This window comes from uncultured Cetobacterium sp., assembly GCF_945952365.1.
In the GTDB taxonomy this organism is placed as follows: Bacteria; Fusobacteriota; Fusobacteriia; order Fusobacteriales; family Fusobacteriaceae; genus Cetobacterium_A.
This window is the reverse complement of sequence record NZ_CAMFHX010000012.1, coordinates 1-26338: the sequence shown is the minus strand read 5'-3', so window position 1 is coordinate 26338 and position 26338 is coordinate 1. Positions and strand designations below refer to the sequence as shown.

Annotated in this window: 26 protein-coding genes; 4 read left to right on the top strand and 22 right to left on the bottom strand. The window is 27.8% G+C overall.

Features of this window, described 5'->3' with window-relative positions:
- Positions 1–3: 3 nt before the first annotated feature.
- The 11 genes from Q0O83_RS05860 to Q0O83_RS05810 form a co-directional block, all read right to left on the bottom strand.
- Positions 4–933: a glycosyltransferase gene (locus Q0O83_RS05860; RefSeq protein WP_294095063.1), complete on the bottom strand. Its 930-nt coding sequence runs from the start codon at positions 931–933 to the stop codon at positions 4–6.
- Between the two features lie 1106 nt (positions 934–2039).
- A complete protein-coding gene (locus Q0O83_RS05855) occupies positions 2040–3110 on the bottom strand; it encodes a glycosyltransferase (RefSeq protein ID WP_294095060.1) in 1071 nt (356 codons plus the stop codon).
- Positions 3082–4257, bottom strand: a complete 1176-nt coding sequence (locus tag Q0O83_RS05850; RefSeq protein WP_294095057.1) for a glycosyltransferase family 4 protein — start codon at positions 4255–4257, stop codon at positions 3082–3084. The genes Q0O83_RS05855 and Q0O83_RS05850 overlap by 29 nt, the downstream gene beginning before the upstream one ends.
- On the bottom strand, positions 4244–5410 hold the full coding sequence (locus tag Q0O83_RS05845; protein WP_294095055.1) for a nucleotide sugar dehydrogenase: 1167 nt from the start codon (positions 5408–5410) through the stop codon (positions 4244–4246). The genes Q0O83_RS05850 and Q0O83_RS05845 overlap by 14 nt, the downstream gene beginning before the upstream one ends.
- Positions 5411–5432: 22 nt before the next feature.
- Complete coding sequence (locus Q0O83_RS05840) at positions 5433–6203, bottom strand: glycosyltransferase family 2 protein (RefSeq protein WP_294095053.1); 771 nt, start codon at positions 6201–6203, stop codon at positions 5433–5435.
- Positions 6193–6795, bottom strand: a complete 603-nt coding sequence (locus Q0O83_RS05835) for a sugar transferase (RefSeq protein WP_294095050.1) — start codon at positions 6793–6795, stop codon at positions 6193–6195. Before Q0O83_RS05835 ends, Q0O83_RS05840 begins: the two co-directional genes overlap by 11 nt.
- Complete coding sequence (locus Q0O83_RS05830) at positions 6795–7967, bottom strand: LegC family aminotransferase (protein WP_294095047.1); 1173 nt, start codon at positions 7965–7967, stop codon at positions 6795–6797. Before Q0O83_RS05830 ends, Q0O83_RS05835 begins: the two co-directional genes overlap by 1 nt.
- Positions 7960–9798 carry a nucleoside-diphosphate sugar epimerase/dehydratase gene (locus Q0O83_RS05825; RefSeq protein ID WP_294095044.1) on the bottom strand — a complete coding sequence of 613 codons (1839 nt, stop codon included), beginning with the start codon at positions 9796–9798 and terminating at the stop codon, positions 7960–7962. The genes Q0O83_RS05830 and Q0O83_RS05825 overlap by 8 nt, the downstream gene beginning before the upstream one ends.
- A 17-nt stretch (positions 9799–9815) precedes the next feature.
- Positions 9816–12188, bottom strand: coding sequence for a Wzz/FepE/Etk N-terminal domain-containing protein (locus Q0O83_RS05820; RefSeq protein ID WP_294095041.1), 2373 nt, complete (start codon positions 12186–12188; stop codon positions 9816–9818).
- Between the two features lie 211 nt (positions 12189–12399).
- Complete coding sequence (locus tag Q0O83_RS05815) at positions 12400–12558, bottom strand: hypothetical protein (protein ID WP_294095038.1); 159 nt, start codon at positions 12556–12558, stop codon at positions 12400–12402.
- 4 nt (positions 12559–12562) lie between these two features.
- A complete protein-coding gene (locus Q0O83_RS05810; protein ID WP_294095035.1) occupies positions 12563–12886 on the bottom strand; it encodes a hypothetical protein in 324 nt (107 codons plus the stop codon).
- Positions 12887–13133: 247 nt separating this feature from the next.
- Here Q0O83_RS05810 and Q0O83_RS05805 point away from each other — a divergent pair, with 247 nt between their 5' ends.
- From Q0O83_RS05805 to Q0O83_RS05795, 3 genes are read left to right on the top strand one after another with little or no spacing between them, the layout of a single operon-like run.
- Positions 13134–13331, top strand: coding sequence for a helix-turn-helix domain-containing protein (locus tag Q0O83_RS05805; protein WP_294095032.1), 198 nt, complete (start codon positions 13134–13136; stop codon positions 13329–13331).
- The gene (locus Q0O83_RS05800; protein ID WP_294095030.1) at positions 13331–13684 is read left to right on the top strand and encodes a hypothetical protein; all 354 of its coding nucleotides are present in this window, start codon (positions 13331–13333) and stop codon (positions 13682–13684) included. Before Q0O83_RS05805 ends, Q0O83_RS05800 begins: the two co-directional genes overlap by 1 nt.
- A complete protein-coding gene (locus tag Q0O83_RS05795) occupies positions 13662–14597 on the top strand; it encodes a hypothetical protein (protein WP_294095027.1) in 936 nt (311 codons plus the stop codon). Before Q0O83_RS05800 ends, Q0O83_RS05795 begins: the two co-directional genes overlap by 23 nt.
- On the opposite strand, the gene Q0O83_RS05790 is transcribed toward Q0O83_RS05795, so the two are convergent.
- From Q0O83_RS05790 to Q0O83_RS05740, 11 genes are read right to left on the bottom strand one after another with little or no spacing between them, the layout of a single operon-like run.
- Complete coding sequence (locus Q0O83_RS05790) at positions 14594–16066, bottom strand: sodium:solute symporter (RefSeq protein ID WP_294095024.1); 1473 nt, start codon at positions 16064–16066, stop codon at positions 14594–14596. The genes Q0O83_RS05795 and Q0O83_RS05790 overlap by 4 nt on opposite strands.
- Positions 16063–16773, bottom strand: a complete 711-nt coding sequence (locus Q0O83_RS05785) for an acylneuraminate cytidylyltransferase family protein (protein ID WP_294095022.1) — start codon at positions 16771–16773, stop codon at positions 16063–16065. Before Q0O83_RS05785 ends, Q0O83_RS05790 begins: the two co-directional genes overlap by 4 nt.
- A gap of 2 nt (positions 16774–16775) precedes the next feature.
- Entirely contained in the window at positions 16776–17786 is a 1011-nt protein-coding gene (locus tag Q0O83_RS05780; RefSeq protein ID WP_294095020.1) for a glycosyltransferase family 52, read from the bottom strand.
- Complete coding sequence (locus Q0O83_RS05775; protein WP_294095019.1) at positions 17773–19020, bottom strand: O-antigen ligase family protein; 1248 nt, start codon at positions 19018–19020, stop codon at positions 17773–17775. Before Q0O83_RS05775 ends, Q0O83_RS05780 begins: the two co-directional genes overlap by 14 nt.
- Entirely contained in the window at positions 19008–19553 is a 546-nt protein-coding gene (locus tag Q0O83_RS05770) for an acyltransferase (protein WP_294095018.1), read from the bottom strand. The genes Q0O83_RS05775 and Q0O83_RS05770 overlap by 13 nt, the downstream gene beginning before the upstream one ends.
- A 16-nt stretch (positions 19554–19569) precedes the next feature.
- The gene (locus Q0O83_RS05765; protein ID WP_294095016.1) at positions 19570–20691 is read right to left on the bottom strand and encodes a glycosyltransferase; all 1122 of its coding nucleotides are present in this window, start codon (positions 20689–20691) and stop codon (positions 19570–19572) included.
- Positions 20688–21599: a glycosyltransferase gene (locus tag Q0O83_RS05760; protein ID WP_294095013.1), complete on the bottom strand. Its 912-nt coding sequence runs from the start codon at positions 21597–21599 to the stop codon at positions 20688–20690. The genes Q0O83_RS05765 and Q0O83_RS05760 overlap by 4 nt, the downstream gene beginning before the upstream one ends.
- A gap of 1 nt (position 21600) precedes the next feature.
- Positions 21601–22356, bottom strand: coding sequence for a polysaccharide deacetylase family protein (locus tag Q0O83_RS05755; RefSeq protein WP_294095011.1), 756 nt, complete (start codon positions 22354–22356; stop codon positions 21601–21603).
- Between the two features lie 3 nt (positions 22357–22359).
- On the bottom strand, positions 22360–23481 hold the full coding sequence (locus Q0O83_RS05750; protein WP_294095009.1) for a glycosyltransferase: 1122 nt from the start codon (positions 23479–23481) through the stop codon (positions 22360–22362).
- Between the two features lie 9 nt (positions 23482–23490).
- Positions 23491–24654, bottom strand: a complete 1164-nt coding sequence (locus tag Q0O83_RS05745) for a glycosyltransferase (RefSeq protein ID WP_294095008.1) — start codon at positions 24652–24654, stop codon at positions 23491–23493.
- Between the two features lie 10 nt (positions 24655–24664).
- A complete protein-coding gene (locus Q0O83_RS05740; RefSeq protein ID WP_294095007.1) occupies positions 24665–25384 on the bottom strand; it encodes a lipopolysaccharide core heptose(II) kinase RfaY in 720 nt (239 codons plus the stop codon).
- A 127-nt stretch (positions 25385–25511) separates the two neighbouring features.
- Between Q0O83_RS05740 and Q0O83_RS05735 the strand changes: the two genes are divergently transcribed.
- Positions 25512–26036: a hypothetical protein gene (locus Q0O83_RS05735; RefSeq protein ID WP_294095006.1), complete on the top strand. Its 525-nt coding sequence runs from the start codon at positions 25512–25514 to the stop codon at positions 26034–26036.
- Positions 26037–26338 lie beyond the last annotated feature (302 nt).

The window sequence follows — 26338 nt, the reverse complement described above, 5'->3', positions numbered from 1 at the left end:
ACCTTACTTTATACTTTCTACTTTAATTTTTTTTGAAAATGGATAGCTAATAAAAATAACCATTAACTTTAAAATACTTTTTATTTTTGAGATTTTTTTTATTCTTTTAATTAAGTGTATAAAAATTTCTTTTTCTATAAGAGAATTAAATCTAAACTCACTCCATAAAATATTTATTATAAGTAATTCTAAATTATTTAGTCTTTGAATATCTGTATTTTTTAAAAAATTTTTAGCTATATATAACTTATGGTATGAATTTTTTAAAGTCATATTTTTTGTAATACTTCCTTCTCTTTCTCTATAAGTATATATTTCCGAATTAATATATTTTACTCTTTTAGCTTTTTCAAAAACCTCTACTGAAAACAATATATCTTCATGCAATAATCCTTCTTTAAACTTTAGTTTATTTTCGACCAAAAAATCTTTTCTATATATATCATCCCAAACTTCAACATAAAAGTTATTGTATAAAATCATAGTTTCAAAAAAATACTTTCCTTCAACAATATTATCTATTTTAAATCTGTTCTTATTACAAATTGTTTCCACTTCATTTTTTTTTCTTATAAAATTTCCCATTATTATATCTAATTTTTTATCTTTATTTTCTTTAAAAAAACATTCGTAATTTTCAGTATTAATATAATCATCACTATCAATAAATGCTATATATTTTCCTCTTGCTATTTCTAATCCAGAATTTCTAGCACCTGATAAACCTTTATTTTTCTGAGTTATTACAACTGTTATCTGTGGGTACAAACTTTTAAATTTTTCTATAATTAAATATGAATTATCTTGTGATTCATCATTTACTAATATTACTTCCTTCTTTATTGATAATCTATAAATAGATTCCAAACATTCTTCTAAGTACTTCTCAACATTATATATTGGTACAACTATTGTTAAATCAATCTTTTCCATTACACACTCCTACTTTTTTAACCATTCAAGTTATATTATCATCTAATAAAAAATTATAGAAATATATTGATAATATATTGATTGGAAACAACAAAACACCATCTTCAAAAATTCCAACAACTAAATTCAAAAAAATTACTATTATCCACTTGTCTTTTTTCACGTGCAAACTTTTTTTTATTATAAAAAAATATATCAACATAACAATACAATAGAAAACTATACCGTATCTATTTAAAATATATAAAAATAGATTATGAGAACTTAATTCATAGTTAACTATTTCACTATAATTTTTTATTTCTTTTGAAAATAACCCTATATTGTCAAAATTACTAAAATGACTCCACAACTCAATTCTATTTGATGTTATTCTTACTAAAAAATTATTTGTTACTAAATATTTTCCACATAACAAAGTAAATAGTGTCAAATATAAAAAAATATTGCTAAAAAATTTTCTTATAAAAAAATTTTTAATATTAATTAAAAATAAAGTTAATAATATCGCTAAAAATACTGTTCTAGATTTAGTTATAAAATATATCATTCCAGATGAAATGATCATAAGAAACGTGTTTCTTAACTTCCATTTTTCATAAAAGAAAAATATATACACACTATAAATAGGTAAAAAATTTAGATATAATGTATTAGGATTTATAAATCCTAACGAATATCTTTTTAAAAATTCTCCCGAGTCTTCCTGATATCTTAATGTATTTAAATCTATATTTTCAGTTAGCCCTAATAAATGAGAACAAATTATGCCAATAAAAATAATAATATAAACTTTAACTAAATAACGTATACTTTTATTTATATTATTATTTTTTAATAAAATAGATAATATAATCATCATTAAAATATTTCCATCTTTTAGAAAAAAATATAATATAATTCCAAAAAATATTATCAAAAAATCTTTTTTGTTCAGTTTATTTTTTAAAATTAATAATACTATTCCAAGTAAAAAATTTAATTTAAAAATAAACTTCAAATCACCAAAATATAAATTATTTATGACTATAAATCTTTGAAAAAATGAAAAAATATTAACTGTTAAAAACAAATTAAGTAAAATATTATATAACGAATTATTAACTTTATTCATTTAAATCTCTAGACTCTAAAAATAATTTTAAATTTTCCTGCCATCCTTTTCTCTCACTTAATATTTTACTTCTTAATAATATGTTTTCATAATTATCTATTGTTTCAATTACTTTATATGCTAATTTTTCATAATCTCCAGAATTTACAAGATATCCATTCCAAGAATTTACAATGACATCTTTTAACCCTCCTACTTTATATCCTACAATAGGAGTATTTAATCCTATTGAGGTTAATGCAACACCACTTTGCTCTATCTGTTTGTATGGCATTAATGTGACTGCTGATTTTTTTGTCAATTTTATAATTTCTTCAGTTGATAAATATCCTTCTTTTAAAAATATATTTTTTTCCATTTTTTTTTCACATATTATTTTTTTTAATTTATTTATATATTTTATATCTCCTTTACCTGCTATATATAAATAGAATTTATTTTCTTTTAAAATCTCCATAGCTTTTAAAGCATCTTCAATTCCTTTATACTCTGAAATAGTTCCTAACATTGAAAGCATTTTCATATCTTTTTTCTCCTCTATATCAATATCATAATACAGTGGACCGTGATTAATTTCTGAGATTTTTCCATTTACTCCTATTTTTTTTAGTTTTATCTTAGTTTCATTTGTATGAACTAATAAATTTGAAAGATTTTTATATAATTTTTCATATCTTTTTTTTAGTTTTATATTTTGACTATTGTGCGGATAGAAATTATGAACAGTGTAGTACAGTTCTGATTTCTTTATTCTCTTTTGTAAAAATCCTATCAAATATAATTCAATTACTGAATACTTTAAAAAAGGTAACCATTCAATAATCAAAATATCATACTTTTTAGCAAAAATAAATAAATACCCCCAGTAACAAAAATAATTTAATAATTTACTATATAAGTTTATTTCTATATACTTAACTTCTTTTTTTAAATATTTTAATTCAGTTTCATTTTTATATCCTAGTATTTCAACTTCAGTTTTATTTGATTTTAAATTTTTTGCAAAATAATTTGTATATATAGGTGTAGTTCCATTAAAGTCTACTACTAATATTTTTCTCATTAAAAACTTCCTCCAATATTTCTTTCCACTTTTCTAATATCTCACTACTTGAAAAATCTTGGTTAATAGATTTTAAATAGCTATTTCTGCTATGCTGATACAGCAAATTTCTATCAAAATAGTATAACAAAATTTTTTCTTTTATAAATTTTGTTATGTTATAATCTATATATTCACTATAGATTGTTTTTTTTCTATTATTCCATACATTCGGATTTGGAATATTATTTCTATCAAAAAAGAAGAATCTTGGTTCTATCAAAAATCCATTTTCATTATTTTCTATTATTTCTGGAATTGCATAAACATTTGTTCCAATACATGGAAGTCCATTTTTTATTCCTTCTAAAACAACCAATGCAAAACTATCTTGTCTTGTTGGATGAAGTAGTATATTAGCACTCTTATATTCTTGTTGTAGTTCATCAAATGTTAAATTAAATTCTAGCAACTTTATTTTTTTATTCAATTTTATTTGCTCTAACTCTTTAACTTTTAATTTATCTATTTGAGTAATTATTGTTAATTCAATATTTAAACTATCAATTTCATAAAATGCATCTAATATTTCCTTACCACTTTTAAGGTAAAACTCCGAACTTATAAACAACAACTTTATTTTTTTTCTATTTGATTTTTCAATCAACTCTTTTTCTGAAATATTTAAATTTTCTATAAGTGGATATATCTGAATTATTTTTTCTTCAGTTATATTCTCGTTCAATATTTGAAAGGCTGTACTAGCACAAGCTTTTGATATACAAATTATTTTCTTTAATTTTGGACTTTTTAATTCTTTCTTTAAAATTCTCTTTCCTAAAAAAGTTTTATTTCGGTTAAGACTATAGTGAAATAAAGCTGTTGGATTTTCTAAATTTATTAAATATTTTTTTCCTTTTATAAACCTATTATAACTAAATACTAAATCACAATTTTTTGTTACTTTTATGACTTGTATGATTCCTAATAAATCTGCTATTTTACTTCTTACTATCCTTGATAAAATTAATTTCTTTAAAGATATTTTTTCAAAAAATATTTCTTCTTTTAATTCAACTTTAAAATCTTTTTCTATTTCTTTTAATAGATGCTTTTGAAAACCTCTTAATTTAGTTGGACAAAATATTTTTTTACTAATCTCTTCCATATAAATCCCTCGTATATACTTTATTCTTTACATTCATTAGCTCTTCTGATAGTCTATTACTTACAATAACGTCGCTTATTGATTTAAACTCCTCAAAATCTTTTATTACTCTTGAATTAAAGAATGTTTCATCTTTTAAAACTGGCTCATATACTACAACTTCAATTCCTTTAGCTTTAATTCTTTTCATAACACCTTGAATAGATGAAGCACGGAAGTTATCCGAATCCGTTTTCATCGTAAGTCTATATATTCCAACTATCTTAGGATTTCTCTTGATAATACTATCTGCTACATGATCTTTTCTAGTAGAATTTGAATCCACTATAGCTTCAATCAGATTATTAGGAACATCTAAATAGTTTGCTCTTAATTGCTTTGTATCTTTAGGAAGGCAATACCCACCATATCCGAATGAAGGATTATTATAGTGTGACCCTATTCTTGGATCAAGCCCTACTCCTTCAATTATATCTTTAGTATTTAATCCTCTTAGCTCTGCATATGTGTCTAACTCATTAAAATAAGCTACTCTTAAAGCTAAATATGTATTTGAGAATAATTTTACAGCTTCAGCTTCTGTACTATTCATAAGTAGCATTTGAGTATCTTTTTTTACGGCTCCTTCTAATAATAAATTTGCAAATTTTTTAGCTGCTTCTGATTTATCTCCCATTATTATTCTACTTGGGTAAAGATTATCATAGAGAGCTTTTCCCTCTCTTAAAAACTCTGGGGAGAATATAATATTCTCCATTCCAAACTCTTTTCTAATTTTATCAGTATATCCAACCGGTACTGTAGATTTTATTATCATAGTGGCTTTTGGATTAATACTTAAAACATCTTTTATAACCGCTTCTACGCTGTTTGTATTAAAGTAATTTTTTTCTGGATCATAATCTGTAGGTGTTGCTATCACTACAAACTCTGCATCTTTATATGCTAACTCTTTATCTGTTGTTGCCTTTAAATTTAAATCTTTAGTTGCTAAAAATTCACTGATTTCTTTGTCTACTATTGGAGATTTTTTATTGTTAATCATTTCTACTTTTTCAGGGATTATATCTAGTGCTACTACCTCATTATTTTGGGCTAAAAGTATCGCATTAGATAATCCTACATATCCTGTTCCTGCTATAGTTACTCTCATTTATAACTCCCTATTATCTTTGTTATTTAACTAATTTTTTTTCTTTATAAATTTTTTTTATTAAAAAGTGACTAAATATACATAATACAGATTTAAAAACAGATTTTTTTTCAATACTCCTTATTAGATGATAGTGTGGCTTTATAGTTTGAAGTTTATTTCTAGAAATTGAACCTTTTCGTATTCTATATTTTGCCAAAGGTTCTCTTAAGCCATACGCATATTTCTCTTTTTTTAATATATTTAAAAATAATGAATAGTCATTATTTTTTCTTATATCTTCACTATAAACTTTTCCGTGTATTCTTTGATTATAAACTACTGTTAAACAACCTAGATAATCATGCCATAACATCATATTATAACTTACTTTTTTAGGGACTCTAATTTCTAATCCTAATCTCTTCCCTTCTTCATTTATGTGCTCATAGCTTGTAAACGACATTGCATAATTATTTTTCTCCATAAATCTTATTTGATTTTTAAGTTTTTCTTTATGCCATATATCATCTGAATCTAAAAAAGCTATATATTCTCCAGTAGCCAATTCTATTCCTCTATTTCTAGCAATTCCCGCTCCACTATTTTTCTCTAACTTTTCAACTATTATATTTGAATATTTTTTTGAATAATTTAAAGCTATTGAATAGCTGTTATCCGTTGAACAATCATCTATTATTATTATTTCAATATTTTTATATGATTGCTCTAAAATACTTCCTAAAGTTTCTCCTATATACTTTTCACAATTATAATTTGGAACAATCACAGATACTAATTTTTCATTCATCATTTTTCACAACCTTAAAAACAGTTTCTATCATTATTTTTAAATTATCAAAAATATTAAAATGATTTAGGTGATAACTATTTAATCCAACTTTTTTGGGAATTATTTCATTTACATAGAAATCTTTTGGATTTTCCACTTTAGACATTAATTCTTCCTCATTTGATAAATAGATTGAAGCTTTTCCTGTTATTCCAGGTACAAGATCAAAATAACTACTGTTATATTTTTTATAATATTCTGTATATTCAGGTGTATCGGGTCTTGGTCCCACAAATGACATTTCACCTCTAAAAATATTTATTAATTGTGGAAATTCATCTACTTTTGTCTTTCTTAATATTTTTCCTATTTTTGTTATCCTTCTATCATTTCCTATTGTTATACTTCCAGTTTTGTCACTTCCAACAGACATTGTTCTAAATTTATAAATATAAAAGTCATTTTCTTTATATCCTGTTCTCAACTGCTTATAAATAGTAGGTCCTTTTGACGTTAATTTTATCATTAAAGCTACTATACTCATCGGAATCAGTAATATTACAAATAAAATAAATGCTAAAACTAAATCAAAAATTCTAACGCTTAATTTCATTATCTCTTAAACTCCTTTAACTTCTCTATCACATACTTAGCGTCCTCTTCTGTTAAGTTAGATGAACATGGAATATTAAGCACTCTATCGTGATACCAAACTGCTTTTTCCACTCCATAAGCTTGATGATTTTGATATGGTTTTTGCTCATGAATCAATCCCCAGATAGGTCTTGTTTGAATATTAGCTGAAACTAACTTTAATAGTAACTCATCTTTATTCATTCCATATTTTTCTTCATCTACAACCACTGAATAGAACCAATAGTTAGGTCTGATATCTTCATTAAATGGTAATAAAGTCAATCCTTCAATCTTTTCAATAGCTTCTTTATAAAGATTATAGTTTTTAACTTTTGTAGCGATAAACTTTTCTAAGTTATCTATTTGACTAGTTCCTAGTGCAGCTTGAAGATTTAACATTCTATAGTTATATCCTATTTCATCATGGATAAAGTAAAGTTGATCTGTCTTAGCTTGAGTTGTTAAGAATCTTATTTCATTTAAGAACTCAGCATCGTTTGATACAACCATTCCCCCTCCACCAGTAGTAATTATCTTATTGGCATTGAAAGAGTACACACCTGCATGAGCAATTGTTCCTGCATATTTACCAGCATATCTTCCCTCTGTATAATAAGTTCCTAAACCTTCTGTGGCATCTTCTAAAACTTTAAAGTTATACTTTGCAGACAGATCCATTATTCTTTCCATATTTGCCATATTTCCAAATACATGAACTACTGCTAAAGCTGATATTTTAGCAGCAGTTTTTTTATTGTATGTAAATCCATTTTTAAATTCACACTCTTCCTCTAAAAACTTCTCTAAAAGATTTGGGTCCATACAAAGAGTATCGTCACATCCTATAAATACAGGAGTTGCTCCATGATATGTCACAGGATTTACTGCTGCTATAAATGTTAATGTTGGAACTAATACCTCATCTCCAGGCTCTACTCCTAACACTCTTAATGCTGTATGTAATCCAGCAGTTCCTGATTGAACTCCAACTGCTTCTTTCACTCCTACATACTTAGCTATCTTCTCTTCAAATTCACCGATAAACCTTCCTCCAGTTGATACCCAACCAGATTCTATACACTCTCTTAAATTTTCTACAATTGGCTCAACATCTAAGTTTGGTATTGATAATCCTATTGTTTTAGTCATTCTTCGCCTCCTTATATGTAATCACAAACTCCTTCATAAGAGTTTTAAGATTCTCTTTCTCTGGATTTTTAATAGCTTCTGCTAATTTTTCTAGATGATGTTCTAACTTAATATCCATAGGATCTATCTTAGTTATAAATATCTTATTATTCTCTGTTTTTAAAGCAGCACTCACATCATAAAGCAACTCTTCATAAAGTTTCTCTCCAGGACGTAGTCCAACTATCTCTATATCTACATCAGCATTCGATAATTTTATCATAGTACGAGCTAGATCTATTATCTTTACAGGCTCTCCCATGTCTAAAATAAATAGCTCTCCACCTTTTCCAAGCGATCCCGCTTCAATAACCAGTTGAGCTGCTTCTGGAATTGTCATAAAGTATCTTGTGATATCAGGGTGAGTCAGCGTTAAGTTTTTCCCTTCGCTTATCAGCTTTTTAAATATTGGAATAACCGAACCATTACTTCCCAAAACATTTCCAAACCTTACTGCCATAAACTTTGTATCACTCTTTCCATTCATAGATTCAACCACAATCTCACAAGCACGTTTTGTTGCTCCCATTATATTCGTTGGGTTAACAGCTTTATCTGTAGAGATTAATACAAATCTTTCAGCACCATACTTTATAGCCATCTCTGCAACCTTTTTAGTTCCAAAGATGTTATTTTTTATAGCTTCCTCTGGGTTATGCTCCATCAACGGCACATGCTTATGAGCAGCTGCATGGAAAACTATATTTGGTTTGTATCTGTTAAATAGTAACTCAACCTTATCAGCCTCTCTGATATTACAAATCTCACTTTGCAGATCCAGTTCTTTAAAACTTCTTTTTAGCTCTAACTCTAAGAAGTAAAGGTCATTCTCATTTACATCTATTGTCACCAGCTTTTTGGGATTATACCTAGCAATTTGACGTGCAAGCTCACTTCCAATACTTCCCGCTCCACCAGTTACAAATACAACCTTATCCTCGATAATATCTTTTATATTATCTCCATTTACTAAGACCTGCTCTCTTCCAAGCAAATCCTCTATACTTACATCTCTCACCTGATTAGCGATATTCTCATCTTGAAGAATATCATCTAGTCCAGGCAGAATTTTAACCTTTACATCTGTACAACACTTTGTCAAATCAATTATCTCTTTTATACGCTCTCTTTTTATAGTTGGAATAGCTATTATCACCATCTCGATGCTCTGCTCTCTCACAACATCTGCAAGATCATAGAAATCTCCAAACACCTTCACACCATTTATATATGTTCCACGCTTCCGTCTATCATCATCCACTATAGCCGTAATATGGTATGGATAATTTGGATTTGTAAGCCCATCTCTAATTAAAGCAACTCCAGCATCTCCAGCTCCATATATCAAGGTATTCATCTTAGGTTTATTTTTACTTAGCATAACCTTGTATGATCTATTCAATCTGAAGAAGAATCTCCAAAGCAGTTGTAACATCAATATCAGCACAAATCCTACAAGCACAACCGTTCTTGAGTAGCTCTCTCTAAACACAGCATAGTATGATAGAGTTATCATTAGTGCCACCAGATTCGTAAATGTTAGATTCAATACATCTAACGAGTTGGTGTAACTCCAACTTTTCAATCCATTTTTTCTAATCAGATAAACAGCTAAAAATGCTACTCCATATACAATGAAATAGCTTCTATGAATATTCAAAAGTACACTGTCTTCATATCTGATTAAAAGGCCTAGAAAGATTCCGAAAAATACTGATACTAGGTCTATTCCTAACTTCACTATATTTCTTCTATTTGAAAATAGCTCGGTTATTATATTCTCTCTAAACACCTTTATTCCCCCCTAAATTAAAATACCTTTACACTTCCTACATACTCTCTTCTGTAGTCTCTCAGCTCAACGGCTACCATTCTATCCACGATAGAGTTCAGCTCCTCTTGAACCTCTTTAAACTCTCTTTTCAATCTATCCATCTCTACCTCTGTAGGTAGTCTCATCTCTTTTAAGTTACGCTCATTCTCTAATAATCTGATTTTTAAACTATTCTCAGCATTCAGATTGTTTACATATGTTTTCGATATATCTATATACTGCTTTTCACGTAACCCAGAGTCAGCACTCATAGCTAGATCTCCACTCTCTAAAATAGAAGCGCTACGCTCTCCTGTTGTATAGTTTTTCAATATATTTACATATGTCTTCTTTTTGCTAGCCAGAGATTCTAAAGTTAGATTTATATATCTGTTCTCTCCTGTTAAAAATATCTTTTCTAGTGCGATATCTCTAACCAGATGATTCGATCTTATAAAGTTAACTGTATCTCTATATCTCACGTCACTTGTTTTACTCAGCTCTACTCCTAAGTTGTTATACTCATAGAATATCTCTTTTGTTGGTGCATTAGCCTTTCTCTGTTCAATCTCAGCTTTTAGCCCATTCATCAGATTTGTTAAGGCTTTCATTGTATCTCTATAGTTGTCATACTGATCTAAGTAATCAGGGTGCTTTGCTGTACTTATCTCTAAGAAGTAGTTTATATAGAATGTTGGAAACTCTAATACTAACTTCTCCTTCATCTCTTTCTCCATCTTAGAATCCTTTAAATTCAGAGTCACTCTATACTCTGTAGGAATATAAAGATATCCACTCTCTCCATCTTTCAATCTGTTTTCTACCATTTTTAAACTATCTATCGGGAAGATTGGTGAGATACTCACATCCTTCATCTCGCTTATAGGTAATCCAAGTTTATCCACTAGATATCCCTTCAGTAAAACATCATACAAATCGAAAGCTGTTCTATCTGGATTCAATCCCTGCTTCATCTCTTTATGAGTAAACCCTATTACAACCTCCTCTTTCGAGTATGAATTTACACCGATAAAGAAGATCATCCCTATCGCCATTAAGCCTTTACTAGCTTTTTTAAACGATGAATAGAAGTTTTTAAGAAACGCCATCATTATCCCTAAGAACACTCCCATTACAACTCCAACCGCTAAAATAAGCTTTGCTTTTGAATTTGAAGCTATCTCCACTGGAGCTGCAACTTGAATCAATTTTCCATTGTCTATATGGTTCTCTTTTGCTTCCAATCTATTAGCTCTATCCACTATCGCGTTATAATCTGTTATTATCATCTTTAATCTTTCCACTATATACTCTTGCTCAGTAGCATTTGCCACTCTTAAGTTTTTGTTTATATAGATCAACTCTTTTAACTCCTCTTGAAGATTCAGAGATTCACTCTCTGCTTTTAAATAGCTTGACATCAGTTCTGTGTAATATCTCTCTCTAGCGTTATCCCCCAAAGCAATCTTTACACCTTTTGGAACTATCATATCGTTGTTTTCAAACTTATAATTATCCACCAAAGTTTTATAGTTTAAAGCCTCATCTTTTTTCTCTTTGATGCTGTTTTCCAATCTAAACTTTCTATTTATAAACTCACTTCTAAATTTCTCTTTATCTCTAACTATATTAGTCGCTAAAAGGTAGTTTTTTAACTCTTGGATTCTAATTCCCTCTAAATTTTCTAGCGCTACTCTTATCTCTCTATATCCAAATCCGTAAGAAACATAATCTAATCTCGAAGTCTCTCTTCCATCTATCAAATCTTTTAGTGCTGACTTTCTAGATTCTAAAATTCTGATATAATCCTGATAGTTATATCTGCTATCCTCTAAAATACCTGTGTCAAACTCTTTAAATCTATATGTTGATTCACGTTGCTCTCTGTAGTAAGAGTTTAAGTTTTCTACATAGTTTTGAAGAACTCTTTCACTTTCTGATATACTTCCAACTCTTAAACTAATCTTATATGATGTTGGATTATATGTTAACGTCTCTGCATTTTTAGCTAAAAACGCCTGCCTATCTTGAATAGATTTTGGTACAACGCCCTCTATTTTAAATTTACCACGGAATTCATCCAATGTTAGCTTCTGTTTTACTCTTATATCATTTTCAGAATACACCTTTTCTAGTACACCAGCTACTAAAAAGTTACTCTCTCCAAAAGTTGAACTTTTTGGCGTTAATATAACCTCTGCTCTTTTAGAGATATTTCTTTCATAAAGTGCCCCACCCAATGATAAAAACGTAACCACTATCGCTGTAATAAGTATCGTTTTTCTCTCTCTTACAAGTATCATCAACAACTCGATTAAATCAATCTCGTCGTCATCGTGCCTAAATTCTGTAGAAACTTCGTGCTTCATCCTTTCCTCTCCCTTTTAAAATTTTATTTTCCAGAAATATTATAACATTTTTCTAACACTAAAAAAAGTAGAAACTTTTTTATTTTTATTTAAAAAACCTTCAAGAAGTATCTTTTAAAATATTTTTTTGTATTCTATTCGAATTTTAAGAATGATTTTGGTAATCTAATTAAAGACAAAAGGCCTAGGAAATATCCTAGACCCTTTTTATTTAATTTATATGTATCTGCGAGTGTGAAGTTACTTGAGGAACACTGTTTAGTTTACTCACCTTCACTCCGATATCTTTTAACACTAAGGTGTTGCTTCCTGTAACTGCCATTCCAGCTATTGAAAGGATTATATATAATATTTTTAGTATCTTTACCATAGGCCTAGGCCTCTGATGGACTATCCACTAATGGTGCATTCTCTACGAAAAATTCAAATGCTCTAAGCTCTGCTCTCTCTGTCTCTATTCTAACTAAAGATGTCTCTCCTGATTTGATCTCCTTCTCTATCTGAGTTTTCCACTCTGTGTATGAATCATATCCTGAACCTGCTGGTAGTGGCTTTCCTTCGCTTTGCAGAATCTCAATATACATTAAAACTGATCTGTCATCTGTAAGTTCTCTTAAAAAATTACTCTCATTTGCTATCGACTTCTTTTTCTTCTCAATCTCAGCCTCTAAAATCCATTTTGCTTCTTGGTTTGTCATTCTACTACCTCCTAAAATTTTTATTTTTACTTTTTCTCTCGAGATGGTTTAATCATATCACAAGAAAAAAACAAAGTCATAAAATCTGACTAGTTTAGAAAATACTATTTTTATTTTCATACTATTTTTATTTTTGACTAGTTTAGAAAAAAAACGTAATACAAATATTGATTTTTTACTTTTTTCATATTATATTCTTACTAATGGTCCTTTTAATGACCATAAAAAAATTTAGAGGTGATGTATTATGAAAACACTTTATGAACTAGTTCATCTACTTGACGATTTTTTTGGTATAAAGCAACTTATCAATTTTCTTAACAAATCTGATTCTACTATTCGAAGAATAATCAACACTAACAAACTTATAGCCTACAAAACTAGTAATATCTATTATTTTAAAAAAGAGGATTTAATTCAATTCTTAATAGCGGAGGCGATTTAATGAAGAAAAGAGTGATGAAAAAAAGTGATGACTTTCCTAAAGAAAACTTTTGTGATTTTTTAAGAAAAAATTCTAACTGCTTACCTTCTAACCTTACATTTGATAATTTTTCAGTTATTTTTAATCAACTTCTACTTGAAAATTTTGGTGAAATTCAACCTAAAACAATAATTTTAAAAACTCTGCCTATATATGAAGCTACTCTAGATGAAAATATAAAAAATAAAAATATCCGTAAATATGCTATCAATAACTCGGAGATGCTTTTTATCCTAGAGGTCGGAAAACTTTTATGTAACCGATACTATAAAAATTATATAAAGGGGGACTATGAGATATATAATAAAAAATAACAGTATAAACAACTATACTCAACTATATAATGAAATTATTCACAACTGTAAATACAACCTAGAGGTTCTAGGTTTCGCGACTTTGCTGCTTTCAAAGCCACCTGATTGGAATATAAATCCAAATGGGCTTATGAAAGAGTTAAAAATTGGTAAGGATCGAGTGTTGAAACTACTCTCAGCACTCGAAAAAAATGGGTATATCTACAAACTGACGAATGTCCAGTTTGCTAAAAAGGGCGAACAGAAAGTTTTTTACTACATGTTTGATTGTAAAGAACTTCTGAAAGAAACTTTTCCTGAGGGTGCTCTGGAATCTACTTCGCAACTTCCTTTGATTGCACCACTACCCACTTCCCCAGATATGGATATCCCACATGTGGATATTCCAGATATGAGTATTCCAGATGTGGATACTCCACAACTGGAAAATGCCCCCTATACTAATAAAGATATTACTAAGACTATTTCTAACCAAAAAAATCTAAACAAAAAAAATACTAAACTAACTCTTAGAGAGTTTATATGTTCTGTTGTAGATGAAAAGACAGCAGCCAATATCCTAAATGCTAATCCCAATCTAACTCTAGAGGAGTTTCAAAATATCTATAAACGAATACTGCTAGAGTATAAAAAGAACTTTTGTAAGGATATAAACGCTGGTCTTGTGTTAGCGATAAATGGACGTTGGAAATTTAGAACTCAAATTTCAGATGAAAGCAGTAACATCTCTGATGATGAGAAAACTCGTAGAGTTGTTGTAGGAAATTATAACTACTATCTGAGCTATTTCAAAGAGATCGGTAGCTGTAATCCAAAAGAGATTCTTCAGAAGTTCCAAAAGGATTGCACAAAATATGATGCCAATATCGTGGATATCTATTCTGAAAAATTAAAAAAAGAGCTAGGGATTTAATCCTTAGCTCTCATAAAACTTATTATCCACGCTGATAAAACACAATTTCCAATTACAAATAAAGAGATTAAAAATTCAAAAACTTTTGGCTCTCTATACCATGAAAATATATTCATAATTTTCATGGGATTTCCAATATAAAAAGCAGTCAATAAAGAGACTAAAAATCCTACCCATGCTGAATATCTGTCAGCTTTTTTTATAAATATTCCAACTAAGAATATCCCTGCTATTGGTCCTCCTAACAAACCTGTAATCGATTGGAAATATAAAAATATATCACTCTGACCTATTTTTAAAAATCTCAAAGCAAGTAAAGAACTTAAAATTCCAACAGCCCAGCTCATACATTTAGCTATTTTCAATTTTATTTTTTCACATCTGCATTTAGTTACACTCTTCAATAAATCTGAAGTTATGCAAACGCTTATAGAGTTTAAACTCGAAGAAACTGTAGATTGAGTTGCTGCAAAAATAGCTGCTATAACTAAGCCGCTTAATCCTTTTGGAATATAGTTTATAACAAAATATGGCAGTATCGCATTTCCAACTATATCTTGTGGTAAGGTTACTGAATACTTAAAAAACATATATAATCCAGATCCCATACCAACAAATATAAAAATACTGATTAACAACAAAGGAATATTCATATATAAACTTTTTTTAGCTTCATTCGTTGATTCTGTTGTTGCATACCTTTGAACTATATCTTGGCTTCCAACATATGAATATATAGAGTTTAAAAAACCTCCTACAATCATTCCTAATAAAGTTTTTCCACTAAAACTTACTTTAAATATCTCAGGACTTTTTATCATATCCTTCATACTAAAAATTTCAACAATATCTACATTTTTAGGAATTGAAGAGATTCCTAGAAATATTATAACACTCGCTCCTAAAAGTAAAACTATTGTTTGAAATGCATCAGACCAAACCACAGCTTTTATTCCACCCAAAGATGTATAAACTATACAAAAGCTACTAACTAGAACTACTAAAACAGTTGGATTTATACTCGGTAGAACAATACCTAAAGCTAATACTGGTAAATATAAAATTATTGCAATTCTAATTATATGAAAGATTATAAAAGATAAACTTCCTATAACTCTAAACTCTTTTCCAAATCGAATCTCTAAATATTCATATGCAGTTTCAACTTTTAACTCTCTAAAAAATGGAACAAAGGTTTCAGCTGCCCAAATCACCATTAAAATAATTCCAAGTGGTGCCATTCCCATTATCCATCCATTTTTATATACAGAGCCTGGAATTCCAATAAAAGAAAGTGACGATAATGATGTCGCATAGATACTACAAGCTGTAACTAAAGTTGGAATGCTTCCACTGCCTCTAAAATAATCCTCTGTATTTTTATTTTTTCTGTTAAAATAGATTCCAATTCCTAATATTATTGAAAAATAAATAAAAATAACTATCCAGTTCAACCAATCCCAATTCATAGATTCTCTTCTTTCATTCTTTTTAAATAATGTGTTGCTATCTCTAAATCTAAATATTCATCTATATCTACAGAATACTCTCTTTCCATAACATAAGCTAACTTACCACCATTCAAGTTTGTATTCAAATTTAAATGTTCATCATTTTTTTGAATATATATCGCTCCATTAACTATATATATAGGTGGAAAATCCTGTCTTCTCATATCTCCTGTCATAGAGATTAGTGGTAATGTATTTCCTTTTTCATCTAAGGTTCTCATTATGCAAGGATGCTCAGTCACTTCTGAAACTGAAACTAGACTTCTTTCGTCACTTTCCAAAAGCTTTTCTATAGCTTCATCGATATGCCAACTTTGTCTCAAAGGACTCGTATTTTGTAATAAAAGAATATAGTCATATCTTTTACCTAATTTTTCTATCTCTTTAATTGAATGAATAAAAGCGTCTATACTTTTAGAGTTATCCTGTGACAACTCCTTTGGTCTTAAAAAAGGAACATCTATTCCTAAAGATTCTGTTACCTCTGCAATCTCTTTATCATCTGTTGAAACGACTATCTTATCTAGATATTTTGATTCCTTAGCGCCCTTAATAGAGTAATAAAGTAATGGCTTTCCTAATAGATCTATTATATTCTTCTTAGGAATACCCTTACTTCCACCTCTTGCTGGGATTATAGCTAATATTTTTTTATCTTTATACACTTTTATTCCTCTAACTTTCTTCTCTCTATCTTTATATTTTCTAAACTTCCAAAATTTTTATATATATTTTGATGAATCTCTGTTCCATAAAAATCTACCTTTACCTTCTCTCCTAAAGAAAATGCTGCTGTTGAAAATATTGTTATTGCTTTTTCAAATTTAACACCTAGTAATACAAGCAATTCAAATGGTATTTCTCTTTTTAAGATAGTTGCTTTTTCAAAAACTTTTTTATAATCTGTTTTTTCTCTTGGATGAGGCTTAATTAAAACCTCTTTTTCTGAATAATTTCTCATTATTTTTTTGTACAACTCTACTTTTTCCTCTTCTGAAAGAATACTATCTTCTGATAGTGGCTGAGTGAATAAAATATTTTTTGCATTCTTTAACACTTCTATTTCTGAAGGATAAATCGAGAAAATATCTAGGATTTCTTTTTTTTCATCCTCACTCTTCAAATCCCACATCTCCTTTAAATTAACCAATACAACTTTCTCTTTTATCTCTTTTGGTATTTCAGCTAATCCTGTTAAATATATTCTTTTGGTCTCATCTCCAACTCCATAAGATTCATATTCAAAAAGACTTCCACCTAATAAAAAGTTTTTAAAGTTAATCTTTTTTTTATTTCTATGTTTCAATTCATAATTAGCTAATCCATCTTCTAAAATACAATATCTAAACTTACTTTTTAATATATCCCCTAAAAAAGTATTATAAATATATCCGTAAACTATAGAATTTCTAGATATATTTTTTCTTACTTTATTAACTTTTCCTGCTATAGTTAGCTTATTTAAATATTTTCCAAATCTTTTTGAAGAAATTCTTTCATCTATAGAAATTCCTTCGTATCTCTTCAAAATCTCATTTTTTATTTTATTGGAAATAGAATCACTCAATATAAAATATCTACCACGCCTATTTTTATCTAAAAGTAGTAATGCAATCATAAGTGTATAACTAGTCTTTATATAAAAAATATTACAAATTCTCTTTTTACTTTTGAGCATTACTTAACCTCTTATTAGATATATAAACAATTATAGCTACTAGATATACGTGTCTTTTTATAAAATTCCCCCACGAAGCCTCTGTTAATCCAGTTATATAGTATGCTATTATCATCGAGGTTGACATTAAATATAACCAATAAACATCACTATTCTTTTCACTTTTTATCGTTGCTTTTAAAGCGATATAAAGTATATACCCCCAAAAAGCTAATAAACCAAAGAATAAAGCCCCCATATCTACTAAGTTTTCGAAATACATATTATGAGGGTTTCCTGCTGTAGCAACACTTTTCATCATAGGAACTGACCACTTTGCAACCTTATTATAAGAGTTATTTTTTTCAAAGTATTCTAAATAATAGCTTGATGAATTATCTTTTCCAACTCCAAAAACAGGATGCTTTAAATAAATATCAGTAGATGCCTCCCACATAAGTAGTCTTATCTTACTAGAATCATCTTTTTTGGCATTTGATATACTTTGGAGCCTCTTAATATACCTATTATTTTGTAAATTTTTAACATTAAATCCAATTAGTAATGTAATTCCTACTATAACTGTAAATAACATCTTTCTAGTCAATCCCAATAACGCAAATATTCCTAATCCACCAATTAAAGCTAGCCAAGCTCCTCTAGTTTGTCCTAGTAAAATACATGTTAAATTTAAAAAATATACTGGCAGTAAATAAGCTAATCTTTTATATTTTTTATTCTTTATTTCTAGTACAATCAATGTTAAAACTATAAAAGATAACCCTACAAGAGCATGGGCACTATCCATTATATTCGTTATGCTTTGATATCTTAATTTAAAGTTCCATTTTGCTAATCTATAAACATTTAATCCATACACACAATTAACTAGCACCGAACCTGTTATAAGATATAAGAATTTTTCTATTCTCTCTTTAGACGTTAGAAAAATAGGTGCTATAAATAACGGTAATAATCTATACATTTGACTTATACTCTCTTTTGAAGACTTCACTCCACCTGGTGAAAAAATATCAAATATCGGTGTCAGAAAGAGTATAATTAATAAAAATTTATATTCTTTCTCTATTTTATTTAACTTCAAATCTTTTATAAAAAATAATGCCGATAAAGTCATTAATGCTAACCCTATATTAACTCCACCTTTTGCTGCCACAAGAGATATTCCATATATAAATACTCCAGCTAATCCTACTTTTTCTATTTTATCTCTATATCTTATTATTTTTTCCATATTATTCCTCTTTTTATAATTTTTGCAGGATTTCCAACTAAAATAACCCTTTCTTCAAAACAACTTTTAGTTACTAAAGACCCTAATCCAACTACACTTCCTTTTGATATTTGAACACCTTTTAAAATTGTTGAGCTATCTGCTAGCCAAACTTCATCACATATTTTTATACTTTTAGATTCATTAATTTTTTTACCATCCATAAAGATATCATGACCATCATCTGTCATTATTTTATTATTCCTAGAAAACATACAATCTTTTCCAACAACAATACTTTTAGCTTCTCCTTTTACAGAAAAATATGTATTTTTACCTATAACTGTTTCTTCACCAATTTCTAAAGTACAATTATTACCTCTTATCTCTATATTAACCTTGTTTAAATTAGAGTTCTTTTTAAAAATAATCTTATTTCCCTTTCCTCTAACTTTTATAACACAGTCCCTAATTTTAATTCCATTTTCTTGAATTATCTCATTTCCTTTATCAAGAGTAATCTTATTTCTTAACTTTAATATCAAATCCTTCACTTTTATCCCCCTCATACTATTGAAGTATTACCTCAATTTTTCTTATTGTTTCAGACTCGTCAAATATTTTTGCTCTGTCTTTTGACATTTTTGAATAATAAATTCGCTTCTCTTCATCTTCTATTAATTCTCTTATAGCTAAAGCTAGATTTTCTACATCTTCAACTTCAACTATTTTTCCTATCTCTCCATTTTTTAAAAGCTCTTTTGGTCCAACACAGTTCGTAGAAATGATAGGTAATCCTAATACTAGAGCTTCACATAACACTAAAGGCAACCCTTCGTATCTAGATGATAGCACAAATATATCCGCATTTTTCATAAATGGATATGGATTTTCTTTAAACTCTAAAATTTCAGTATTATTTTCTATTTTACTTTGTTTTATATATTGCAGTAACTCATCTTTCAACGATCCCTCTCCTAAAATTCTTAAATTATAATCCAAATCTAAATTTAAATTTATTTTATGAGCTTTTAGTAAAATATCATATCCTTTTACACTTATTAATCTTCCGACAGAAATAATAGTAATTTTGGTTGGTTGATTTGCTTTTTCATTTAATTCTGATGACTTTTCTAAAATTTCATCTTTTGCTATTAAATTATAAATCACCTCAACTTTTTCTTTAAATTCTGGATAAATCTCTATAAAATTATTTTTAGAATCATTTGATACACAGATTATTTTATCTATTCCTTTATAAACTTCCTTTTCTACTTCCTTACTTAAAACTCTATGCTTTGCTAAATCAGTATGAATCCAAGCTATTTTTTTTGCTTTGTTTTTTCTTTCAGATATAAACTTAGTACTTTCACCCTCTAAAAAAGCTATCTCAACATCATAGTTATTTGGCAATAGCGGAATCATTTTTTTCAATACAAGAAATCTATATATTTTTCTCCAACGATTCTTTATTAAACTTATTAATTTAGTTTTATCTTTTATTTTCGGATCAAAACCATAAACTTTATTTATCTCTTTTTTTACTCTTTCTAAATATACTCCACTTTTTGAAAATAAAAATACATCAATTATAAATTTATCTTTGTCCAATCTTTTTAAAATATCATACAATACCTTTTCAGCACCACCACCAGTCAATGAATCTATAACTATTAGAACTTTTCTCTTCATGATATTACCTCTAAACCCTTTGAGAATTTTACTTCAAAATAAATCTTTACTTTTTTCAATAAATTCATTCCACAATTGATTTTACCCAACCTTTTATATGTTGCTTGCGAATAGTATCCCCCATCCCTCAAATTAGAATAATATAGCCAAAAAATTCTATCGCACCATTTTCTATCTATTATATTCTCTTTCAGCGTAAAATCAATCAAAAGATCTACCATATGATTCAAATCTACATGATATTTTTTTCCTTTCGAACTAACTATACTTCCTTCTCTCTGACGATAGTAATAAAATTCATCTAAATCTACATATATACTCTTTGCATAATATAGTGCTCGTGGAGTAAAAATTTCATCCTCATGTAAATAACCTTTTTCAAAGCTAAGATTATTTTTTTCTAACAAATCCTTTTTATAAATATTGAGCCAAACAACTGTTTCATAATTTTTCTTAGATAGAAGATATAGCAATATATTTCCAATCTCTGCACCATAGGCTCCCCATAATCTTTGTCCCCGTTTTATACTTTCAATCTTCCCAGAATCATAATAATAGACTCCACTCCCTACTATTATGTCAACTTTATTTTTTATACCTTCAGTATACATTTTTTCAAATTTAACTGGATTCAAAAAGTCGTCACTATCAATAAAATAGATATAATCTCCATTAGCTAAGCTCATCCCTACATTTCTAGCTTCAGATAAGCCCTCATTCTCTTTTTTTATCACTAAAAAATTATTTAAATTCATATTCTCATATTTTTTTAAAATTTCTGAACTTTTATCTTTTGATCCATCATTTACTACTATAATCTCTTTTTCTAAATCCAATTTCAATAATGAATCTAAACATTGTTCTAAATATTTCTCTACATTATAAACTGGAACAATTATACTTAACATATTACCTTCTCTCTTTTTTTTGTGAATATTTTCTTCCTTTATAAATAGAATATTTATAAGATATTTTTCTTAAAAAATCAAAAATAGTTGTTTTATCGATTCCACTTCGTCTTATATCAAATAAATTATCTGTAAAAACTCCAGTTCCTGTGTCTGTTGAAACTGCAAATTTATAACCAGCTTCTTTTACAACTTGTACACTCTCTTCATCTAAATGTCCATAAGGATATGCAAAGCTAACTAGCTTTATTCCATACTTCTCCTCTGTCGCTTTTTTAGATTCAACAATCTCTTTTCTTTTATCTTCCAAGGTTAACTTTGGTAAGCTTGGATGAGTATAAGTATGCCCTCCAATCTCAATAAGACCACTTCTTATCAAATCTTTTACCATCTCTGTTTCCATTATAGGTAGTTTTTCACTTTCACCAAACTTCTCTACATCCCATCTGTTATATTTAATCCCTTCAACCAAATAAACAACAGCTTTCATATTATGCTTTTTCAATATTGGCAACATAAATTCATAATTATTAACATAACCATCATCTACAGTTAAAACTATATACTTTTTTTTAAATCTATTTTCCAATCCTATTTTATTCAAATCCTTGAAGGTTATAGTTTCATATCCTAAAAGTTTTAACATTCTAAGCTGTAAATCAAATTGTTTTGCTGTTACATAGGTATGCACTTTACTATTTTTTAATGCTTTATCTACAAATTGATGATACATTAAAACTGGTATCTCTTTTTTCATACTTTACTCTCCTATCAAGTTATATATCTCTTCCTCTATGTTCTCTTTTGAAAATTCTAAAGCTCTATCTATATTATCTTCATTAAATCTAGATTTTTTTTCTAAAGATATAACTAATGATTCTCCTAACTTCTTCCAATCTCCAACAGATACTAACTCTCCATATCTTCCCTCTCCTAAAATTTCACTTGGTCCTATCGGGCAATCCGTTGCAACTACATTTTTTCCAAAACTCATAGCTTCAACTAAAACCATCCCAAATCCTTCTCTTTTAGAGCTGTGGACAAAAAGTTCACAATTTTTCATCCATTTATATGGATTAGATTGTTGCCCAATCATTTTAACTTTATCTTCACATCTATTTTCTTTTATAAAATTATTAATATTTTTATATTCTGGTCCATCCCCAACTATATATAGACTCTCTTCAACCTTACTTTCTATACTTTTAAAAGCTTTAATTAATGTTATTAAATCCTTGTTTTTATCTAACCTTGAACATGCTAAAATATATTTTTTCTCATACTCAATCTTTTCTTTTGATAACTCTTTTAACTTTTTAAAATCAAAGAAATTATATATTCTTTTCAATTTACTATTATATTCCTTAAAGTTCTTTTGAACCTCATTTTTTAAAGAATCACTCACCACAATAATTTTACCTACAGCATCAAATCTTTTCTGAAGCTCTTTTCTTTTTTTATCTTTAAGTTCTCCCAAACTTGAATGTAAAAAAGTAATTGCTCTTTGATCTAAACTTTCTATAGGAATTTTGCAATAGAAATCAAAAAGATAATCGTACTCCATATCCTTTAATATTTGAACTATATTTTTTTTATACTCAGCTCTTCTTTTCTTTAAAAAATAACTGTATAAAATTTTATATAAAATATTTTTCTTTTTATCTCTATATCTATTTATTTTTTCAATTGTCTCTTTAGATACGACATATCTATATTTTACATTTTTTGGAATAGATTCAATTAACTTATTCCCAGCTCCATTATCTTCATTTATTAATAACTCAACTTCATATTTTTTAGATAATATTGCAACATAATCTAAAGCTATTTTTTCAGCTCCACCTAATATAAGAGAGTCTGTATTAAAAACTATTTTTTTCATAACTCCCCCCTAAATAACCATTTCTACTTTTTTCATAACTTCTTCTGAACTAAATCTCTTTGATTTTTCTTTTGCTAAGATACTATATTTAGCTTTTAACTCTTCACTCTGACTCATTTTTTCTATTGCTTTTCCTAAATCTTCTGAATCTCCAATTTTAGTCAAGATTCCAGTTTCACCATCAAGTAAAATCTCTCTCGGACCTGTTGGACAATCTGTAGATATTATCGCTTTACCCAAAATTGATGCCTCTATTAAAACTGTAGGTAATCCTTCAAATTTAGAACTATGAACAAAGAAACTTGCATTTTTTATCCAAGGATAAGGATTTTTCCTAAACCCTAAAAGAACCACTCTATCTTTTAAATCAAGTTCTTCAATCAGTTTTTCTAAATTTTCTCTATGTCTACCATCACCTATTATATATAATTTTTCCTCTATTTTTTTACTAGCATTTTTATAAGCCTTAATCAGTGTAGTAAAATCTTTTTGAGTTTCTTCTAGTCTTCCAATTGAAAGTATATACTTTTTAGCCATTAATTTTTTATCATTTTCATCTATACTCTCATTAGATTTTCTTAAAAGTTCATCAATATTAAAAGAGTTATAAATTGTTACTAGCTTATTACTTAAAAAAGGATACATCTCTTCTGCTTCTTTTTTCATATCCTCAGATATAACTACAACTTTATCGTACATAGCTAGTTTTTTCCCATGTCTTTCCTGTCTTCTCTTTATTCCTCTATTATAATTTTTTGGACTAAAATGGCAGAAAGTTACTATGTTCTTATCTACATCTTTTGCATAAGACGCTAATGTCATATCAAAATCAATAACTGTATCTGCACCTTTTACATACTCCAGCAGTCTTTTTTTAAAAGCTATTTTTCTAATAAATGATGTCGCTTCAAAAAATATTTTTCCTAATTTATCTAAAGTTCCCATAGCTTTTCTTTTTTTTCCATCGGTATAAATATTCTCTTCTAATATATATTTTATTTCAACCTCTTTAGGAATTTCATTTTTTAATTTCTCGAGTTCATCCATTTTATAGCCTATTAAAAGTGTTACTTCATATCTCTCTTTTGAGATATTTTTTAATAATTCAATTAAAACTTTCTCTATTCCACCTACAAGTAGTGTATCAATAGAAAAAACTATCTTCTTTTTCATAACTCATCTCCTAATCGTTATATCTTCTATCTCTCATCCTATTTTTAAAAGCTTTTATAGCACTTACAATTTTATTTCTTTTAAACTTCTTCATTCCCAAAGCTACATAATAAAATATATTTTTTTTATATGGATAAATCATCTCAGGATAATTGTCCATCTGCATTGTTATTAAATCATAATGTGCTCTATAGTTTCCAAACCCCATCTTTTTCCCTTGAGTATCAATGACTCTTATCTTTCCACTTGAATTAAGAATAAAGTTTGAAGGGTTGAAATCTCCATGATAATAGCCTTTTTTATGAATCTTTTGAATAGTTTTCATCATATTTTGAAAATTATCTGGAAATATCTCTTCACCTACATATTCCATTAGCAAAAGATTATAAGATATCATTCCGTTTTTTCTCTCTAAAACTGCTCCGAAAGGTTCTGCATACTCTAACATGCCCTCTTCATATATCATTTTGTGGATATTTTCTAAAGTTACTACAAACTCCCCCTTTTTAAATAAACTCATTAATTTTCTTTGAAATATTCTATATTCATTTCTACTTTCTTTTATTATATACTTTTCCCCATTCACATCAACCACAGCTATATAACTTCTACGATTTTCTTTTAAAATTTTTAGAACTTTCATATTTCTATCTAAAATAGCTTTTAAAATATCTCTATATCTTTCATCATAATAAAATAGCGTTTTATCCTTGTATAAATATTTTTCCATTCTATACCCTACCTTATATTCATTTTTTATTTTTATATTTTATTGTAGCACACTTTAAGTTTTTTTTTAACATGCTAGGCATTTTATGCTATAATAATGTTATTTAATAACATGAAGGAGATAACATATGAAAATTATAGTAAGTCATGCCAGAAGCTCTGTTTTCTACAATTCAAAAACTGACACATTTATCAAAACATTTTCACCAAAACTTATAAATCGTTTTAAATTTTTTATAAATTTACGATTATATCCTGGCAACAATTTCTATTACATATGTAATTTATTAAATTCCTTGAACATCAAAACACCCATAGTTATAAACTACTCAAAATATCATATTGAAACTGCAAATCTACATGGAGAATCTCTAGAAAATTTTTTAGAAAGAAATCCTAATGATCTTAAAATTATTAACAAATATGTTCATATTATACTAATCCTTTTAAAAAATAAAATCTATTGCGGTGATCTAAGCTTAGATAATTTCATTTTAAAAAACAATGAAATCTACGCTCTTGATTTAGAAGACTACAAACATATTAAATTTTCCAAATATAATAGAAAAGAATTTCTTAGAAGATTAGAAGGAAAAATTCCGTTGAATATTTATAACCTTATATTACAAGAAATTAAAAATAGCAAGGTATAAGTTAACCTTGCTATTTTTAATTTAAACCCCAGATTTTACTATTCTTTACAAAAGAATAGTAAATATGCTGCATAAATTATACGTAATACTCCCCACTTCTCCATTTTTAATTTAATAGTCATCAAAATTCCCCTTCCTATCTTAGACTTGTAAATATTATAGCATAAGATTATTTATAAAAAACACCTCTAAATCTCTCTTTTTTCATATCATTCCATCTTTCCTATTTCTATAAAATATGATATACTGTTAATGGTAGAATAAATTGTAGGTTTTTTGGCAGAATGCAATGATGTAATTTT

Bases quoted from the DNA above. Each gene is read 5' to 3' on its own strand.
- Q0O83_RS05820 (WP_294095041.1), bottom strand. From the start codon at position 12,188: ATGAAGCACGAAGTTTCTACAGAATTTAGGCACGATGACGACGAGATT.
- Q0O83_RS05800 (WP_294095030.1), top strand. From the start codon at position 13,331: ATGAAGAAAAGAGTGATGAAAAAAAGTGATGACTTTCCTAAAGAAAAC.
- Q0O83_RS05845 (WP_294095055.1), bottom strand. From the start codon at position 5,410: ATGAGAGTAACTATAGCAGGAACAGGATATGTAGGATTATCTAATGCG.
- Q0O83_RS05810 (WP_294095035.1), bottom strand. From the start codon at position 12,886: ATGACAAACCAAGAAGCAAAATGGATTTTAGAGGCTGAGATTGAGAAG.
- Q0O83_RS05855 (WP_294095060.1), bottom strand. From the start codon at position 3,110: ATGAGAAAAATATTAGTAGTAGACTTTAATGGAACTACACCTATATAT.
- Q0O83_RS05860 (WP_294095063.1), bottom strand. From the start codon at position 933: ATGGAAAAGATTGATTTAACAATAGTTGTACCAATATATAATGTTGAG.
- Q0O83_RS05835 (WP_294095050.1), bottom strand. From the start codon at position 6,795: ATGAAATTAAGCGTTAGAATTTTTGATTTAGTTTTAGCATTTATTTTA.
- Q0O83_RS05840 (WP_294095053.1), bottom strand. From the start codon at position 6,203: ATGATGAATGAAAAATTAGTATCTGTGATTGTTCCAAATTATAATTGT.
- Q0O83_RS05750 (WP_294095009.1), bottom strand. From the start codon at position 23,481: ATGAAAAAAATAGTTTTTAATACAGACTCTCTTATATTAGGTGGAGCT.
- Q0O83_RS05760 (WP_294095013.1), bottom strand. From the start codon at position 21,599: ATGTTAAGTATAATTGTTCCAGTTTATAATGTAGAGAAATATTTAGAA.
- Q0O83_RS05850 (WP_294095057.1), bottom strand. From the start codon at position 4,257: ATGGAAGAGATTAGTAAAAAAATATTTTGTCCAACTAAATTAAGAGGT.
- Q0O83_RS05795 (WP_294095027.1), top strand. From the start codon at position 13,662: ATGAGATATATAATAAAAAATAACAGTATAAACAACTATACTCAACTA.
- Q0O83_RS05775 (WP_294095019.1), bottom strand. From the start codon at position 19,020: ATGGAAAAAATAATAAGATATAGAGATAAAATAGAAAAAGTAGGATTA.
- Q0O83_RS05755 (WP_294095011.1), bottom strand. From the start codon at position 22,356: ATGAAAAAAGAGATACCAGTTTTAATGTATCATCAATTTGTAGATAAA.
- Q0O83_RS05780 (WP_294095020.1), bottom strand. From the start codon at position 17,786: ATGCTCAAAAGTAAAAAGAGAATTTGTAATATTTTTTATATAAAGACT.
- Q0O83_RS05765 (WP_294095016.1), bottom strand. From the start codon at position 20,691: ATGAAGAGAAAAGTTCTAATAGTTATAGATTCATTGACTGGTGGTGGT.
- Q0O83_RS05790 (WP_294095024.1), bottom strand. From the start codon at position 16,066: ATGAATTGGGATTGGTTGAACTGGATAGTTATTTTTATTTATTTTTCA.
- Q0O83_RS05740 (WP_294095007.1), bottom strand. From the start codon at position 25,384: ATGGAAAAATATTTATACAAGGATAAAACGCTATTTTATTATGATGAA.
- Q0O83_RS05830 (WP_294095047.1), bottom strand. From the start codon at position 7,967: ATGACTAAAACAATAGGATTATCAATACCAAACTTAGATGTTGAGCCA.
- Q0O83_RS05735 (WP_294095006.1), top strand. From the start codon at position 25,512: ATGAAAATTATAGTAAGTCATGCCAGAAGCTCTGTTTTCTACAATTCA.
- Q0O83_RS05805 (WP_294095032.1), top strand. From the start codon at position 13,134: ATGAAAACACTTTATGAACTAGTTCATCTACTTGACGATTTTTTTGGT.
- Q0O83_RS05745 (WP_294095008.1), bottom strand. From the start codon at position 24,654: ATGAAAAAGAAGATAGTTTTTTCTATTGATACACTACTTGTAGGTGGA.
- Q0O83_RS05815 (WP_294095038.1), bottom strand. From the start codon at position 12,558: ATGGTAAAGATACTAAAAATATTATATATAATCCTTTCAATAGCTGGA.